Origin of the sequence: Flavobacterium rhamnosiphilum, assembly GCF_004349195.1 — a bacterium.
Lineage (GTDB): Bacteria > Bacteroidota > Bacteroidia > Flavobacteriales > Flavobacteriaceae > Flavobacterium > Flavobacterium rhamnosiphilum.
Map to the genome: position 1 here is coordinate 249,715 of NZ_SMLG01000003.1, position 15,463 is coordinate 265,177.

The 15,463-nt window shown below is 32.8% G+C and carries 14 protein-coding genes; 6 read left to right on the forward strand and 8 right to left on the reverse strand.

What is annotated here, in order from left to right:
* Positions 1-51: 51 nt before the first annotated feature.
* A complete protein-coding gene (locus E0I26_RS06185; RefSeq protein ID WP_131915620.1) occupies positions 52-831 on the reverse strand; it encodes a TatD family hydrolase in 780 nt (259 codons plus the stop codon).
* A gap of 156 nt (positions 832-987) precedes the next feature.
* Between E0I26_RS06185 and E0I26_RS06190 the strand changes: the two genes are divergently transcribed.
* Positions 988-1,425: a retropepsin-like aspartic protease gene (locus tag E0I26_RS06190; protein WP_131915621.1), complete on the forward strand. Its 438-nt coding sequence runs from the start codon at positions 988-990 to the stop codon at positions 1,423-1,425.
* A 27-nt stretch (positions 1,426-1,452) separates the two neighbouring features.
* The gene (locus tag E0I26_RS06195) at positions 1,453-2,220 is read left to right on the forward strand and encodes a hypothetical protein (RefSeq protein ID WP_235831722.1); all 768 of its coding nucleotides are present in this window, start codon (positions 1,453-1,455) and stop codon (positions 2,218-2,220) included.
* A gap of 81 nt (positions 2,221-2,301) precedes the next feature.
* Here E0I26_RS06195 and E0I26_RS06200 read toward each other — a convergent pair whose 3' ends face one another.
* From E0I26_RS06200 to E0I26_RS06220, 5 genes are all read right to left on the reverse strand, one after another.
* On the reverse strand, positions 2,302-2,499 hold the full coding sequence (locus tag E0I26_RS06200; RefSeq protein ID WP_131915622.1) for a hypothetical protein: 198 nt from the start codon (positions 2,497-2,499) through the stop codon (positions 2,302-2,304).
* Between the two features lie 4 nt (positions 2,500-2,503).
* Positions 2,504-3,112: a hypothetical protein gene (locus E0I26_RS06205; RefSeq protein ID WP_131915623.1), complete on the reverse strand. Its 609-nt coding sequence runs from the start codon at positions 3,110-3,112 to the stop codon at positions 2,504-2,506.
* Positions 3,112-6,117 (reverse strand): HsdM family class I SAM-dependent methyltransferase, encoded by a 3,006-nt coding sequence (locus E0I26_RS06210; RefSeq protein ID WP_131915624.1) that lies wholly within the window; start codon positions 6,115-6,117, stop codon positions 3,112-3,114. Before E0I26_RS06210 ends, E0I26_RS06205 begins: the two co-directional genes overlap by 1 nt.
* 138 nt (positions 6,118-6,255) lie before the next feature.
* Positions 6,256-7,485, reverse strand: a complete 1,230-nt coding sequence (odhB, locus tag E0I26_RS06215) for a 2-oxoglutarate dehydrogenase complex dihydrolipoyllysine-residue succinyltransferase (RefSeq protein WP_131915625.1) — start codon at positions 7,483-7,485, stop codon at positions 6,256-6,258.
* A gap of 170 nt (positions 7,486-7,655) precedes the next feature.
* Positions 7,656-10,427, reverse strand: a complete 2,772-nt coding sequence (locus E0I26_RS06220) for a 2-oxoglutarate dehydrogenase E1 component (protein WP_131915626.1) — start codon at positions 10,425-10,427, stop codon at positions 7,656-7,658.
* 119 nt (positions 10,428-10,546) lie between these two features.
* Here E0I26_RS06220 and E0I26_RS06225 point away from each other — a divergent pair, with 119 nt between their 5' ends.
* Entirely contained in the window at positions 10,547-11,065 is a 519-nt protein-coding gene (locus E0I26_RS06225) for a hypothetical protein (protein ID WP_131915627.1), read from the forward strand.
* A 50-nt stretch (positions 11,066-11,115) separates the two neighbouring features.
* On the opposite strand, the gene E0I26_RS06230 is transcribed toward E0I26_RS06225, so the two are convergent.
* Both E0I26_RS06230 and E0I26_RS06235 read right to left on the reverse strand, forming a co-directional pair.
* Positions 11,116-11,469 carry a hypothetical protein gene (locus tag E0I26_RS06230; protein ID WP_131915628.1) on the reverse strand — a complete coding sequence of 118 codons (354 nt, stop codon included), beginning with the start codon at positions 11,467-11,469 and terminating at the stop codon, positions 11,116-11,118.
* Positions 11,470-11,687: 218 nt separating this feature from the next.
* Positions 11,688-12,662 carry a polyprenyl synthetase family protein gene (locus tag E0I26_RS06235; protein WP_131915629.1) on the reverse strand — a complete coding sequence of 325 codons (975 nt, stop codon included), beginning with the start codon at positions 12,660-12,662 and terminating at the stop codon, positions 11,688-11,690.
* A 196-nt stretch (positions 12,663-12,858) separates the two neighbouring features.
* On the opposite strand from E0I26_RS06235, the gene E0I26_RS06240 reads away from it, so the two are divergent.
* The 3 genes from E0I26_RS06240 to E0I26_RS06250 all read left to right on the forward strand — a co-directional run bounded on the left by E0I26_RS06240 (position 12,859) and on the right by E0I26_RS06250 (position 15,458).
* Positions 12,859-13,380 carry a YceI family protein gene (locus E0I26_RS06240; protein WP_131915630.1) on the forward strand — a complete coding sequence of 174 codons (522 nt, stop codon included), beginning with the start codon at positions 12,859-12,861 and terminating at the stop codon, positions 13,378-13,380.
* Positions 13,381-13,517: 137 nt separating this feature from the next.
* Positions 13,518-14,114 carry a TetR/AcrR family transcriptional regulator gene (locus E0I26_RS06245; protein ID WP_131915631.1) on the forward strand — a complete coding sequence of 199 codons (597 nt, stop codon included), beginning with the start codon at positions 13,518-13,520 and terminating at the stop codon, positions 14,112-14,114.
* Positions 14,115-14,117: 3 nt separating this feature from the next.
* Positions 14,118-15,458 (forward strand): TolC family protein, encoded by a 1,341-nt coding sequence (locus tag E0I26_RS06250; RefSeq protein WP_131915632.1) that lies wholly within the window; start codon positions 14,118-14,120, stop codon positions 15,456-15,458.
* Positions 15,459-15,463: the final 5 nt, after the last annotated feature.

The window sequence follows — 15,463 nt, forward strand, 5'->3', positions numbered from 1 at the left end:
TTTGTGTTGGCAAATGAACAAAAAAAATATCAAATTAAGATGAATTCTGCTTTAAATCCCAAAAATAGCTTTAGAATTCTCAGTTGTTGTTACCGCAATATCTTTTGCCGAAAGGCTATAAATTTGCGCTAACTTATCTACCACGGTAACGATATAACTGCTTTCGTTACGTTTACCCCGAAAAGGAATCGGTGCTAAATACGGGGAATCTGTTTCTAAAACAATATGTTTCAAATCGATTTGATTCAAAAATTGATCGATTTTTCCATTTTTGAAAGTTACCACTCCGCCTATTCCAAGCTTCATATTGTACGAAATAGCCTGTAATGCCTGCTCATAAGTCCCTGAAAAGCAATGAAAAATTCCGAATAAATCAGCCGATTTTTCTTCTTCCAGGATTTCAAAGATTTCATCGAAAGCTTCCCGACAATGAATCACAATGGGTAACTTGTATTGTTTGGCCAATTGAATTTGCCTTTTGAAAGCGATTTGTTGCTGTGGCAAATGGGTTTTATCCCAATACAAATCGATTCCAATTTCACCAATAGCATAGAATTTTCTTTTAGCCAATTCGTTTCCCACATGTTGCAATTCTTCAAGATAATTGTCTTTTACATACGTTGGGTGCAACCCCATCATCAAGAAAACATTATTTGGGTAATTTTTCTCCAATTCGTACATCGATTCCGTGCAAGTAGAGTCGATTGCGGGAATAAAAAAACGCGAAACACCAGCATCAATCGCGCGCTGGATCATTTCGTTTCTATCTTGATCAAATTCCTCTGAATATAAATGAGTATGTGTATCGGTGATGATTGTATTTGCTTCCAAGTGTAAAGTTTAAGGATACAAAATTACAAGAATTAAAGTTGTCGAAAAAATGGTTTTAAAAAGATTCGTATAGAAAAATAGATTCATACAATTCCTTCACTAACTCCATGTATCTTTGTAAAACAGAAATAAATTACTGAAATAAAGTCAGCATAAATGAAAAACCTCCATGCTATTCTCAAAAAAGAAAACTACAAAAAAGTAAAATTTAAGATTACCAAAACCCAACACCTTTTGATAAAAGCAAAAATAAACGGTGTAATGGGCAGTTTCATTCTCGACACGGGTGCTTCAAATAGCTGTATCGGATTTGAGAGTGTCGATTTGTTTTTATTGGAAGCCAAGAAATCCAAAACTAAAGCTTCAGGAGCAGGCGCCACCGGAATGTTTACACAAATTGCCACAAAAAACCAACTGCAACTGGGTTCTTGGAAAGACATCGCTTTTGATATTGTTATTTTCGACTTATCGCACGTCAATGAGGCTTTACTACAACACAAATCAAAACCCGTTCACGGAATTATTGGCGCCGATATTTTGATAAAAAGCAAAGCCATAGTCGATTACGCTAATTATTTCTTATATTTACAGTAAAAGTCAACCGCTAAACCACAAAGAGAAATGAAAAAAATCTTTAAAAAACTGCTGCCTTTTATGGGATTACTTTTATTTTCCTGTTCTCCCGAAAATTTAACCGACGGAAACGAAACAATAACCAATTCAGACTCCAATGATTCAGGTATTTCGAACGCCAACAATTCAAGAGTTTCAAACACCAATACTTCAAAAATTTGGAATTTCGATACTTTAACCGAATGGGAAGATGCTACCCAAGTGGGCAATCCAAATTACTGGATTGAAAGTGGAAATTTACACATTTTCACCAATCCAAACACCTGGGAAAGATCAAAAGTAAAAACTATTTCAAGTTTTACCGCTGGAACTTATACTTGGAAAGTCTTTATTCCAGAAATGGGAGTTGGCGACATGGCAAGCATCGGCGCTTTTTTATATAATAACGATACTCATGAATTGGATTTCGAAATTGGTTACGGAAACCAAGCCATTCGAAACCAACTAGAGGCAGATCCTGATGATCTTATTGCATATATGACTTCACAAGCAAATCCATTTCAATCTTTCAAAAAGAAAATCAAAAGAGGACAATGGTATACTTTATCTCTGGAATTGACACTAAATTCAAGCCGAAAATATCATGTAAATTGGAAAATCAACGGCGAACTCACGGGAGCTACCCAACTTACTTATGGCGATAAAACAAAATTTAAAATCTTTTGCAGTATCGAGAATTTAACATTTATAGGGGATCACATCCCTAATATCCAAAACTACGCTCTTTTTGATTCTGTAGAATTTAAAAGCAATTAATTACACTTATTTTACCGCAAAGTTTTCTCAAGGTTCGCAATAAAAAAATCTCAAACTCTAATTTAGAATTTGGGATTTCTATTAGATTACAATTGTCGCCAAATGTTCAGATTTTGAATTATCATCATAAACATGAATTTCATAACCCTCTTTTAAATTTCTACTCCACACCAATTCATTTACAGCAATAAAATAGTTGTACCATTTTCTTTCTCCTAAAATTGAAGGATTAAGTCTATTGGCTTTAATTGCATTTAAAATTTTAGTTTCTATATTCATAATTTTAATTTACAAAATCTAAAAAAAGATGAAAAAGCCTTTTATTATTATGATTAGAAAAATAATTATCAATTGATAATTTGTATATAGTTTCATTTCCTCTTTGATCCTTTTGAAGTAACTTATTTATTCCTTCAACACAATTATCAACTGTTCCTTCAAGAATATATCCAACAAGAAATCCTTCACATTCGAAATATTTCCCATCCGCTAAAAAATTATCAATACCTGTAGCAATATATCTTCTTTTTAAACCAGAATCATTTACTTTAAGATTTTTTGCTTCAACAAAATATTTGTATTCTTCACCTTTCCAAAAAGCAGTGTACCTCATATCAATTCTGGAGAAATTGGCAGCAAAACCTTTAATATAAGTGGCTTCTTTATCAAAAAGATAATTTTCAAGATTTGTTGAAATTCCCCAACCTTTCCTTTTGGGATTTTCATCGATGTAATTATGAAGAATAGCAGTTATATCATTTTCATCAAAATCTAAAAAAATAGATTTTGATGAAATAGAAGTATAATACGCCTCAATAAACAAAGTTGTACACCTACCTTTGAATTTGTCTTGAAACTTTAGAAATATTGAAGTGGTTAAAGTTCCTGCCATTATTCTTTCATATTAAGAATTTCAACTAACAAAGACTTACTATCTTCCATAGCAGTAGTTTGACTCCAAAAACGCCTTTGATTAGGCTTTATGACATAAACATCATTACCATCAAAATAATTCATTTTTTTTCTAAAATAAAGGCTTGAAGCTTCTTCTTTCCAAAGATTTTGATCCAATCTTTTTAATTCACTATAAATATTTTCTTTTGATTCAAAAATTGGTTTTTGTTCGTTTCCAAATGACATTTTAATCAAATACAATGGGCAATTTCTGTTGATATCAAAAATAGTTGCCGAAGCTTTTAAATCAACATCATCTAGCCAATCATTAAGTTCTTTTGATAATCTATTAGTGTAAATTTCAATTTCATTAACTGGCAAAACAGCTTTAGATTTCTCTTGTTTCTCGAATAAGTCTAAACTATAATTTAAAGTATCTTGAATAACTATTTGCTCGTCTTTAGTTAATTTAAGAATATCATTAAAAATGATTTGGTCAATTTCTTTTTCTAAATGAGAAATGTCTTGGGATACTTCGTCTGATTTTTTTATTGAAATTATTTCATCAATTATTGAAGCTATTTTCACCAAAATATTTTCGCTCAAATCATTTATGATTGCTGGCAAGAGAACTAATTCATTTAATTTTATTCGCTCACGTTCAATTCCCCACGATGAAGAGTAAATGGATAAAAAATAATATGTAAAAACAGAATTAATATAAGCACATAGAACTTTTGATTTTCTAAAATCTCCAGAATTAGCAAATCCAAAAGCAGAATTTAAAAAATATTCTTCAACATCTATTATTGAAGAACAATATTGCTTGTTTTTTTGTCCTTCTTTAATAATTAAAAAAGGTGCTTTTATAAATTTTGAGTCAATTTTCCTAAATAACCTCTCATTATTTATAAGTGCTTTTTCTGAAGTGTAATATCTAGATATTGATTGCGTATGAATTACTTTTTCTGGTATAAATTCTAACTTTAAACTATCTGCCATTATTCCTGTGGAATAATCCCAAACTTCATTATTCTCTTTTACAAAATTCTTTAATGAAATAAAATTTGAGTTTAACTTTTCAATCAACTCAAAATCAAAACAACTACCCCACATTGCTATTTTCCAAATCTTTGTGTCTTTCTTTTCACATTCAATTCTTGGCAAATGCTTTTCATCCGATGCATCAATTACAATCCCTTCTAAAACATCATTTTTAATATACGTTTTAGGTGCGTAATAAGTTATCGTATCTTTTGAGTTTTCAGGTTTTTCTTTTTGATAAAAAACAATACTTATTGGACCAACCGCTGAGCCAAAAAGTTGTCCCCCAGAAAATTTTGGAGCCTTTCTTAAAATTGAAAAATTATAAATTTTTTCTACATAATTACCTTTAAACAACCATTCTCTAAAGTTTTGATACGTCCCTGCTGTATTCGTTAAAACTTTAGTATTAAAAATCAAAGCAATCTTCCCATTTGGAGCAAATGCTGCGGCTTTATGAAGAAATGGCAAAACCATTTCCTGAGCAAAATTCTCTTTTTTACAATAGTTGGTGATTGTAGGCAATAGATTTTTTGTTCCAAAAGGTGGATTTCCTACAATCAAATCAAAATTTTTCAAGATTTCAATTTCTGATAAATCCGAAATAGTATCTCTTTTGAAGAGGTTATTTCCTTGCTTTTTTAGTGTTGTATCTTCGGGATCATTAATTAAATAAGGAAATTGAATGGTTTTATTCCACCAACCTGTTTTTGGATTTAAATTTTCTAACAAAGCCAAATACAAGCTAAAAGCTGCCACTTTTATAGATTTAGGATCTATTTCAATACCAAAAATATTCTTTTTAAGAATTTCTTCAAGAATTTTAAAATCCGTAAGTGGTCTCTTGGTTTGTTTCTCGTATCGTTTTATGAGTTTTTTAAAACTTTGAACCAAAAAAATTCCCGAACCGCAACCTGGATCTAAAGTTTTTACGTTGTAGTTGGTATCATTCTCTGGTAGCGTTTCTTTCAAAACTAATTCAACTAATGTTGGTGGTGTGTAGAAAGTACCCGTTTCTCTTTTGTCTAATTTAGTTAGAAAATTTTCGTAGATTTCACTTAACAATTCTATCCTGATGATGCTAAAGTCAAATAATCGCCAATCAGAAAATAAATCAGTTTGAGAATCATCAGAATATCCATTAACAAAGCATTTCTTTATTAATGCTAACTGTTCTTTTGTTATAGAATCTTTCTCATTTTCTTCAAAATTGAATAGACTACCATTAAAATCATCAGCGAGTTTTTCAAACAAATTGTAGGTTGCCTCTACATCCTCAAGAATGTCAAAATAAGAAATTGCCTTTGGCAAAAAGGACTGATACAAATCAGCTGAAGTTGCTTTTCTATCTTCTAAATACAATAAAAACAAAGACCGCATTACTAATTTATGGATAATCAATTTATTAGTAAGTCCTATTTTCTCTAACGAATCTGCAACTTTTACAAGACTTTGAATAAGATATTTATCAACTCTGTTTTGTAAATTTATTTTTTTTCTAATTGATATCGCTTCCTCTGATGACCAAATAAAACCAGTATCAATAGCCAATCTGGAAAAAACAGTATTTAACGTTTGAAGTTTTGATTTATCGTCTGTCTCTTTACAAGAATAAAGTTCTATTTCTTGTAATTGATTTTTTAGTTTTAATTTCGTTGTATTCTCTTCTAAAACAAAAGGCTTTTTAGAACAATTGTATATCCTTATTTCGGTTTTAGTATAAACGTAGAAAAACAATACTTTTTGAAAGTTCCAACATAAATGCTGTATCTCTGCAATTTGTTTTAAACTATCGCTATCAAAAACATCAATCTCTTTTATGAAAAGAACAGGTTCACCTGCATTTTCATAAGCTTTAATAATTCCATGTTTTTTTTCATCAAAAAATTCAATATCAATTTCCTTGCAATCTTTTGCAAAGTCATTAAAATCGAGTTGTTGAAAAATGGAATTTGACATTATTTTGGTTTTAAACAAAAATAATTTAAAATTTAATATTGCGTACATATACGCAAAATATTTTTAACTTTTATACTAACAAAAAAATCCCGTTTGATTTCTCAAACAGGATTTATAAATATATTGAAATAGAATTATTTACAACTCTAAAGCTTTTTTAGGATTGTTGTCCATCAATAATTCCATTGGATTTTCTAACGCTTCTTTTACAGCTACCAAGAACCCTACAGACTCACGTCCATCAATAATTCTGTGGTCATAAGAAAGTGCCACATACATCATTGGGTGAATTTCCACTTTTCCGTTTACGGCAATTGGACGCTCAATAATGTTGTGCATTCCAAGAATTCCAGATTGTGGAGGATTGATAATTGGCGTACTCAACATACTTCCAAAAACACCACCATTAGTAATCGTGAACGTTCCACCAGTCATATCATCTACTGTGATTTGTCCGTCACGTGCTTTAAGAGCCAATCTTTTAATATCAGCTTCTACACCACGGAAAGTCAAATTTTCAGCATTACGAACTACAGGAACCATTAATCCCTTAGGTCCTGAAACCGCAATTGAAATATCGCAAAAATCGAAAGCGATCTTATGATCACCATCCATCATTGAGTTTACATCTGGGAATAATTTTAACGCTCTCGTCACTGCTTTAGTAAAGAAAGACATGTATCCTAAACCAATTCCACCATGTTTTGCTTTGAATGCATCTTTGTATTCATTACGAATCAAGTTGATTGGCGTCATGTTTACCTCGTTGAAAGTAGTCAACATTGCTGTTTCGTTTTTAGCGGCAACTAATCTTTCAGCCACTTTTCTACGCAACATAGATAATTTAGTACGCTCCGTTCCACGAGATCCACCTGTAGGAGTTCCCATTGAAGGCACTGCATTTACTGCATCATCTTTAGTGATTCTTCCGTCTTTTCCAGTTCCTGTTATTGAAGCTGGCGCTATATTTTTTTCGTCTAATATTTTTCTTGCCGCTGGAGAAGGTGTTCCTGAAGCATAAGTCGCAGCTGCTACCGGAGCTGCTTTTGGAGCTTCTGCTTTAGTTTCCGCTTTTGGAGCTTCAACTGTTTTTGGAGTTTCAGCAACTGCCGCATCACCTGCTGGTTTTGCTGCGCTGGTATCGATTAAACAAACTACCGCTCCTACTGCTACTGCATCGCCTTCTTCTGCTTTTAAAGTAATAATTCCGCTTGCTTCTGCTGGCAATTCCAATGTTGCTTTATCAGAATCAACCTCAGCAATTGCTTGGTCTTTCTCTACATAATCTCCGTCTTTTACCAACCAAGTTGCAATTTCAACTTCCTTTATAGATTCCCCTGGTGATGGGACTTTCATTTCTAAAATCATCTCTTATTATTTTAAATTATGAATTTTAAGTTTTAAATTGTTCTAGAACAATCTATGTGTTTATTGTGTGAACTGTTTTTTTAGCCCTGATGGGAAGCGGCATCCTTTTTCTTTTTTCCTTTAAAAAGAAAAAGATATAGCGTACAGCAGGAAATAGCTCCTTATTTTTATCAAAATAAATTTTTATCAAAAACCATTTTTATCGCATCAGCCTGACGACGTTTTGCTCTGGTATAACTTCCTGAAGCCGGAGCCGCGTAAGCTTTTAACGAAGCCAATCTCCATTTTACTAAATCGAAGTTCATCAACATGTAACTGTAAGCTCCCATGTTTTTTGGTTCCTCTTGTGCCCAAACATAATCATCAGCGTTTGGATATTTAGCTATAATTGCTTTTAATTGTTCCACCGGTAATGGGAATAATTGTTCGATTCTAACAACTGCAACATCTTTACGACCGTTATTTTCTCTTTCGGCAGTGATGTCATAATAGAATTTTCCGGTACAGAAAACCAGTGTTTTCACATCGGTTTTATTCACTGTTTCGTCATCGAATGTTTCCTGAAAACTACCTGTTGCAAATTCTTCAACAGTAGAAACGACTCTTGGATCACGCAACAAACTCTTTGGTGTAAACACAATAAGCGGCTTACGGAAAGTGGTTTTCATCTGTCTTCTCAACAAGTGAAAGAAGTTGGCTGGTGTTGTACAATCCGCAACATACATATTATGTCTGGCGCAAAGTTGTAAATAACGCTCCATTCTAGCTGAAGAATGCTCCGCTCCTTGTCCTTCATATCCGTGAGGCAACAGTAAAACGATTCCGTTTTGGTTGTTCCATTTGTCTTCTCCACAAGAGATGTATTGGTCAATCATAATTTGGGCTCCATTACTGAAATCTCCAAACTGTGCTTCCCAAATTGTTAATGTATTTGGATTTGTCAAAGCATATCCATAATCAAATCCTAAAACACCGTATTCAGATAAAAGAGAATTGAAAATATTGAATTTCCCAGTTGCCCCTTCTAAATTACTTAACAAGGTCACTTCTTCTTCTGAATCTTCCACTTTTACAACGGCATGACGGTGAGAGAATGTACCACGCTCAACATCTTGTCCGGAAATACGAATATCGTATCCTTCTTTTAAAAGAGATCCATACGCTAAATGTTCGGCCATGGCCCAATCCAGCTTGTTAGTTTCGAAAAACATTGTTTTTCTGTCGTTGATCAGTTTTTGTATTTTACTGATAAACTTTTTATCTGTTGGTAGGTTACAAATTACGTTTGCAACCTCCGTAAGTCCTGCTGCAGGGAAAGTAGTATCTACTTTTTTAAGCATTTCAACATCTGAAACTTGCTCAAAACCTTTCCATTCATTTTTCATAAATGGAGTAATAATAGTCAAATCTTTTTTACGCGATTCTTCTAAATTTACCTCCAAGTTTGATTTGTATTCTTGTTCTAATCCTTTTACAAAAGTGCTGTCGATTACTCCTTCTGCAAGCAATTTCTCCATGTAAATATCTCTTGGATTTTTGTGCTTTGCAATGATTTTATACAAAACCGGCTGGGTAAAACGAGGCTCATCACCTTCATTATGTCCGTATTTTCTATATCCTAATAAATCGATAAATACATCACGACCAAATTGCATTCTGAAATCCAATGCAAATGATATCGCATGAACTACTGCTTCAGCATCATCCGCATTTACGTGTAATACTGGCGAAAGTGTTACTTTGGCAACATCCGTACAATACGTAGAGGAACGTGCGTCAAGGTAATTAGTGGTAAATCCTACTTGATTATTGATTACAATATGGATTGTCCCTCCGGTTTTATAACCGTCAAGTTGTGCCATTTGTACAATCTCATAAAGAATTCCCTGACCTGCAATTGCAGCATCCCCGTGAACGGCGATTGGCAATACTTTAGAGAAATCGTTAGGAAAATATTTGTCTTGCTTCGCTCTTGTAATTCCTTCGATAACTGCACCTACTGTTTCAAGATGCGAAGGATTTGGAGCCAAATTGATATTGATTTTTTTTCCAGTGCTGGTAACTTTGTCAGCGGTAAGTCCTAAATGGTATTTTACATCCCCGTCAAAATATTCCTGATCGTAATCTTTACCGTCAAATTCTCCAAAAATGTCTTGGGTTGATTTGCCAAAGATATTTGCCAAAACATTCAAACGGCCACGGTGTGCCATTCCCATTACAAATTTTTCCACTCCTTTTTCGGCAGCTTTTTCAATTAAAGCATCCAAAGCTGGAATTATAGATTCTCCACCTTCAAGAGAAAAACGTTTTTGACCTACATATTTAGTATGCAAAAAGTTTTCAAAAGAAACGGCCTGGTTTAATTTATTCAGAATCGTTTTCTTTTCGTCCAGCGAAAATTTAGGTTGATTGTCATTAACCCCCAATTTTTTCTGAATCCATTCCACCACTTCCGGATTACGGATGTACATATACTCCACCCCAATATGTTGACAATAAATGGCATCAAGGTGCTTTATAATTTCCTGAAGTGTACACGGTTGTATATTAATAACCTTTGCTGCATCAAAAACAGTATTTAAATCTGCTGCTGAAAGTCCGAAATTCGAAATTTTAAGTGTAGGTGATGAAGTTCTTCTTTCACGAACCGGATTTGTTTTGGTAAACAAATGACCTCGAGAACGGTATCCATCTATTAATTTCAATACATTAAATTCCTTTTGAAGCTTATCTGACACCAAATTAATATCAGCGTTATTAGCTGCAAAATTAGCGATTTGCTCGACCTTGTTCTCCTCATTGTAAGTCGTCATCCCAAAATCGAAACCTTGAAAAAAACTCCTCCAACTTGGCTCAACGCTATCTGGATTCTCTAAATATTGATCGTATAATTGTGCGAAAAATTCGGTGTGTGCTGCGTTTAAAAATGAAAACCTATCCATAATATTTAGTGAATATACTTTTTTGTTAAAATAGTTTGGCAAAAGTACAATAATAGAATAAATTTATAATTTATTTTAAGATACTTTTACATTGAAAAATGTTAAAAAACCACAAACTTATGACAAAGAATAGCTTTTTAGAGGATTCCAAATCATTATTGGTGATTATCACCTTATTTTTTTCAAGTTGTCTGTTTGCACAACAAAATCAGTTTTGGAGGAATGTGCAATTTGGAGGCGGAATCGGTTTAGGCTTTGGCTCTGGCTATACGGATATTTCATTGGCGCCAAGTGCTATTTATAATTTCAATGAATATGTAGCTTTGGGTGTTGGTTTACAATATAAATATTTAAAGCAAAGAGACTATTATACATCCCATTTGTATGGTGGCAGTGCTGTAGGTCTTTTTAATCCAATGCCTGAAATTCAACTTTCAGCTGAACTGGAACAATTAAGAGTCAATGTAAATTTGGATGGATCCAATAGCAATTCACAAGATTACTGGAATACCGGATTATTTCTTGGAGCAGGATACCGATCCGGAAATGCTACAATTGGTGCCCGTTACAATGTTTTGACTGACAAAAACAACATTTACGGCAGCGCCTTTATGCCATTTATCAGAGTTTATTTTTGAATCCCCCCCTGCCCCCTCCGAAGGTGGGGGAGCCAAAACTGGAAAAAAAACTAACGATACTTATTCCTGAACCAAACTTTTTGCCATTCTCTTTTTAGGATTAGAAAAGCGACTTGTTCCGCCAGAATTACTAAATCAGAGCCGTCGAGTTTTTTTATTTCTTCTTCAGAGACATCAATTATGTAAAGTAAATTGAGATATTCAGCAAATTTATATTGAATGAGTCGGTAGATTTTTTCATGCAATTGCAACTTCAATTCATTCGGAGAAATACTCAAAGGAAAATCAATTGCTTCGTTAGCGAGATTGAAATCCTTATTCATTTGTTCGATTAATTTCAAATATAAGTTTTCGCCTTCCGCCTCGGAGAGTAGTAAATCGGTATTTTTTGGAACTATAAACATATCATAAAAATTTCAATGGCAATATCAATGTCAATTTTCAATATTGTTATTATTTTACACTTTACTTCTTGTTAAATTTTCAACGGCAACATCAACTTTCAATGTCAATGCCAAAAATCAATATCAATCCTAGACAACCAACCTTAAAGTCAATTTTTCAATATTACTATTGATTTTTGACATTGCTATTGCCATTGATTTTTGATATTGATTTTTTTTTAAACTTTTCTCCCCATTAAATTCTCCCCAAAAGTTTTTAGCAATGCTTTTTTATCGGAGCCAATATTCATTTTATCCAACGTTTGAAAAGCCTTAAACGTAAAATCCTGTATCGCATCTTGAGTTGCTTTTGAAGCACCTGAGCTGTTAAAAAGTTCTTTTACCGTTTTGATTTTTTCAGCATTGTCTTTTGGCTGAATGGAGAATAATCGTCTCAATTCCTGTGCTTCTTCTTCTTTTGAAAAAGCAACCGCTTTTAGATATAAATACGTTTTTTTATTTTCTATAATATCGCCGCCAACTTGTTTTCCAAAGGTTTCAGGATCACCAAAAGCATCCAGGAAATCATCCTGCAATTGAAAAGCCAAACCTAAATTTAATCCAAAATCATAAATCAGATTTGCGTTTTCTTCTGAAGTTTCCGCAATAATCGCTCCCATTTTCATGGCTGCAGCAACCAAAACGGCTGTTTTATACTGAATCATTTTCAGGTATTCGGGAATGGTAACATCGCTTCGTACTTCAAAATCGACGTCCCATTGCTGACCTTCACAAACTTCAAGCGCGGTTTTACTAAATAATTTAGCTAAATCCCGAAAAATAATGGGTTCATATTGTTCGAAATATTGGTACGCTAAAATCAGCATGGCATCACCAGATAAGATTCCGGTGTTTAAATTCCATTTCTCGTGAACCGTTTCCTGTCCTCTTCGCAAAGGCGCATCATCCATAATATCATCATGTACCAACGAGAAATTATGAAAAATTTCAACAGCCAAAGCCGCCGGCAACGCTTTTTTATAATCGGCATCAAAAACCTCGGCGCTCATTAATGTAAGCACCGGACGCATTCTTTTACCTCCAAGATCCAATATATAATGTATGGGTTCGTATAGATTTCTCGGTTCTTTGGTTTCATATTGTGATTGCAAATAATCCGAAAGAAACTCTTGATACTGATAAATGGAATGCATAAAATAAATTTTTGGCTAATTTACAGTATTCAATTTGCATTACAAACTCCCTTTTCCTATCAAATGTTAAATAAATAAAAATACATTGGAAACTATAATAGTATTCAAAGTTTCCTTCTTACATTTGCAAACGAAAATTTAACATTTAGAATTTATTCCGATTTTGAAATAAATTCTAAATACAACGCAACGAATTATGAAAACAAAGTGGACAGTTGACTCGAGTCAATCAGATGTTCTGATAAAAATGAGACACTCAATAATTGCTTATCTGGCAGGTTCTAAAAATAAATTTAACGGACATATTGATATTGAGAATAATCAAATAGAAGATGCTTCAATCGAATTCTTATTGGATGTCAATAATAAAGACACAAAACTGGAACAAATAGATACTCACTTGGGATTAAATGACTTATTTGATATTAAGGAGTTTCCAATTATTAGTTTCAAGTCGACTTCATTCGAAAAAGTCAATAAAAACATTAATTTTCTGAAAGGAAACCTAACCATAAAAAACATCACAAAAGTGGTGGAGCTTGATGCTGAATTCATTGGAATCAATACTTATGACGGAGATCAAAAAGCTGCTTTTGAAATAACGGGTCAAATCAATCGTAAGGATTTTGGTTTGAACTTTAATTCATTTAATCAAACTGGCGGTTTAGCTTTAGGACAAGATATTAAGCTTATGGCAAATTTAGAATTCACGGTTTAAAAAAAGACCCGTTTATGTAAATGTTAAATTTATGTAAATACTTTGGAAACTATTTTTGTATTCAAAGTTTCCTTTTTACTTTTGCACTCAAATTTTAACAGTTTAAAATAAATCATAACTGGTTACGAATAAATAAAATGAAAAATAAAATTACATCAAAAGCAAAAGAGATGTTTTTGAAACTGGGTTTCAAAAGTATTACTATGGATGATATTGCTTGTGAAATGTGCATTTCAAAAAAAACAATTTATAAATATTTTGCCAATAAAGAATTGTTAATTGAAGAAAGTGTACAGATAATTCAAAAAGAAGTTCACGAAATTATAGATCAAATTATTGCTCACAATTACAACGCAATTGAAGAAAATTTTGTCATTAGACGACTATTTGGCGATATGTTCAAATCTTCAGAAACTTCACCAATCTATCAATTGAAAAAACACTATCCAGGTGTTTACAATAGTGCTTTAAAATTTCAAACTGAAGAATGTGAACGTTGTTTTAAACAAAATATTGAAAAAGGAATTGCTCAGGGCTTGTATCGAAAAGAAATAAATATTGAAGTCTATGTTAAACTTTATTACTTTTTAATTTTTAGCATTAACGAAAACACCCGTTCAGAAAGAGAAGCTTTTGCGTTAGAAATGGAAGCACTAGAATACCACACACGAGCAATGGCTACAGAAAAAGGAATTGTCGAATTAGAAAAAAACTTACTTAATCCAATTATATAAATAATGAAAAAAACAATCATACTACTAATCCTAACATTTACACTTGGTGTCAATGCACAAGAAGTCAAATCGCTCACGCTGAAAGAAGCCATCAACTACGCTTTAGAAAATAAAGCGGATGCCAAAAAAGCAAAACTACAAGTAGAAAATGGCGAATACGAAATTCAAGAAATACGTTCAAGAGCATTACCACAAATTTCTGCTAGCGGAAGTTTAAATCACAACCCAATTTTACAAACAACAGTTATTGACGGAGCAGGTTTTGGTGCACCCGGAACTACAATTCAAGCAGCTTTTGGACAAAAATGGAGTTCTGGCGCAGGAATTACGCTAAACCAAGCTTTATACGATCAATCGGTTTTTATTGGACTGAAAGCTGCAAAATCTACCAGAGAATTTTATCAGATAAATGCACAATTAACCGAAGAGCAAGTTATTGAAAGAGTTGCAAATGCCTATTATCAAGTATATGTGACACGTCAAAACTTAAATGTTTTTGATAATAATTTGAAAAATACCAATAAAGTTAAAGATATCATTAAAGGTCAGTATGATAATGGTTTGGCTAAAAAAATTGATTTAGACAGAATCCTGGTAAGGATTTCGAATATCAATACGCAACGTCAACAAACAATAAACGCTGTTCAAATTCAAGAAAATTCTTTAAAATTTTTGATAGGAATGCCAATTGAAACTAAAATTTCTATTCCGCAAACCGAATTTGAAGTTACCGCAAATGCGCTTTCTCAAACGCCAGACACAACAACTAGAACGGAATATTTGTTGTTAAAAAAGAACGAACAACTTTTACAATTTCAGAAAAAATCAGTTCAGGCAGGATATTACCCAACACTTTCTTTAACTGGAAGTTACAATTACATTGGTCAAGGTCCAGAAATGCCTTGGTTTAAAAAACCATCTGATGGTGTTTATTGGTCAGATTATGCGGCAATTGGTTTAAATCTAAACATTCCAATCTTCACCGGATTTGGAACTCGTGCCAAAGTACGTCAAGCAGAAAACAAATTACAATCGATAAAAGTAGATTTAGAAGAAACCAAATTGTCATTGGATTTAGAATATGAAAATGCTAAAACTCAAATTGACAACAGCATCATATCTATCAATAATCAAAAACAAAATGCACAATTGGCTCAGGAAGTTTTAACGAATACCAACAACAATTACATTCAAGGTTTGGCTTCTTTAACCGATTTATTAGATGCAGAAAACGAATTGGTAGCAGCTCAAAACAACTACACAACAGCATTATTAGATTACAAACTGGCAGAAATACAATTAATCAAATCAAAAGGCGAACTTAAAACACTAACAAACAAATAATCAAG

What these genes read in the sequence shown, in the direction of transcription:
- E0I26_RS06190 (WP_131915621.1), top strand. Translation starts at nt 988, where the DNA reads ATGAAAAACCTCCATGCTATTCTCAAAAAAGAAAACTACAAAAAAGTA.
- E0I26_RS06195 (WP_235831722.1), top strand. Translation starts at nt 1,453, where the DNA reads ATGAAAAAAATCTTTAAAAAACTGCTGCCTTTTATGGGATTACTTTTA.
- E0I26_RS06200 (WP_131915622.1), bottom strand. Translation starts at nt 2,499, where the DNA reads ATGAATATAGAAACTAAAATTTTAAATGCAATTAAAGCCAATAGACTT.
- E0I26_RS06205 (WP_131915623.1), bottom strand. Translation starts at nt 3,112, where the DNA reads ATGGCAGGAACTTTAACCACTTCAATATTTCTAAAGTTTCAAGACAAA.
- E0I26_RS06210 (WP_131915624.1), bottom strand. Translation starts at nt 6,117, where the DNA reads ATGTCAAATTCCATTTTTCAACAACTCGATTTTAATGACTTTGCAAAA.
- odhB (WP_131915625.1), bottom strand. Translation starts at nt 7,485, where the DNA reads ATGATTTTAGAAATGAAAGTCCCATCACCAGGGGAATCTATAAAGGAA.
- E0I26_RS06220 (WP_131915626.1), bottom strand. Translation starts at nt 10,427, where the DNA reads ATGGATAGGTTTTCATTTTTAAACGCAGCACACACCGAATTTTTCGCA.
- E0I26_RS06225 (WP_131915627.1), top strand. Translation starts at nt 10,547, where the DNA reads ATGACAAAGAATAGCTTTTTAGAGGATTCCAAATCATTATTGGTGATT.
- E0I26_RS06230 (WP_131915628.1), bottom strand. Translation starts at nt 11,469, where the DNA reads ATGTTTATAGTTCCAAAAAATACCGATTTACTACTCTCCGAGGCGGAA.
- E0I26_RS06235 (WP_131915629.1), bottom strand. Translation starts at nt 12,662, where the DNA reads ATGCATTCCATTTATCAGTATCAAGAGTTTCTTTCGGATTATTTGCAA.
- E0I26_RS06240 (WP_131915630.1), top strand. Translation starts at nt 12,859, where the DNA reads ATGAAAACAAAGTGGACAGTTGACTCGAGTCAATCAGATGTTCTGATA.
- E0I26_RS06245 (WP_131915631.1), top strand. Translation starts at nt 13,518, where the DNA reads ATGAAAAATAAAATTACATCAAAAGCAAAAGAGATGTTTTTGAAACTG.
- E0I26_RS06250 (WP_131915632.1), top strand. Translation starts at nt 14,118, where the DNA reads ATGAAAAAAACAATCATACTACTAATCCTAACATTTACACTTGGTGTC.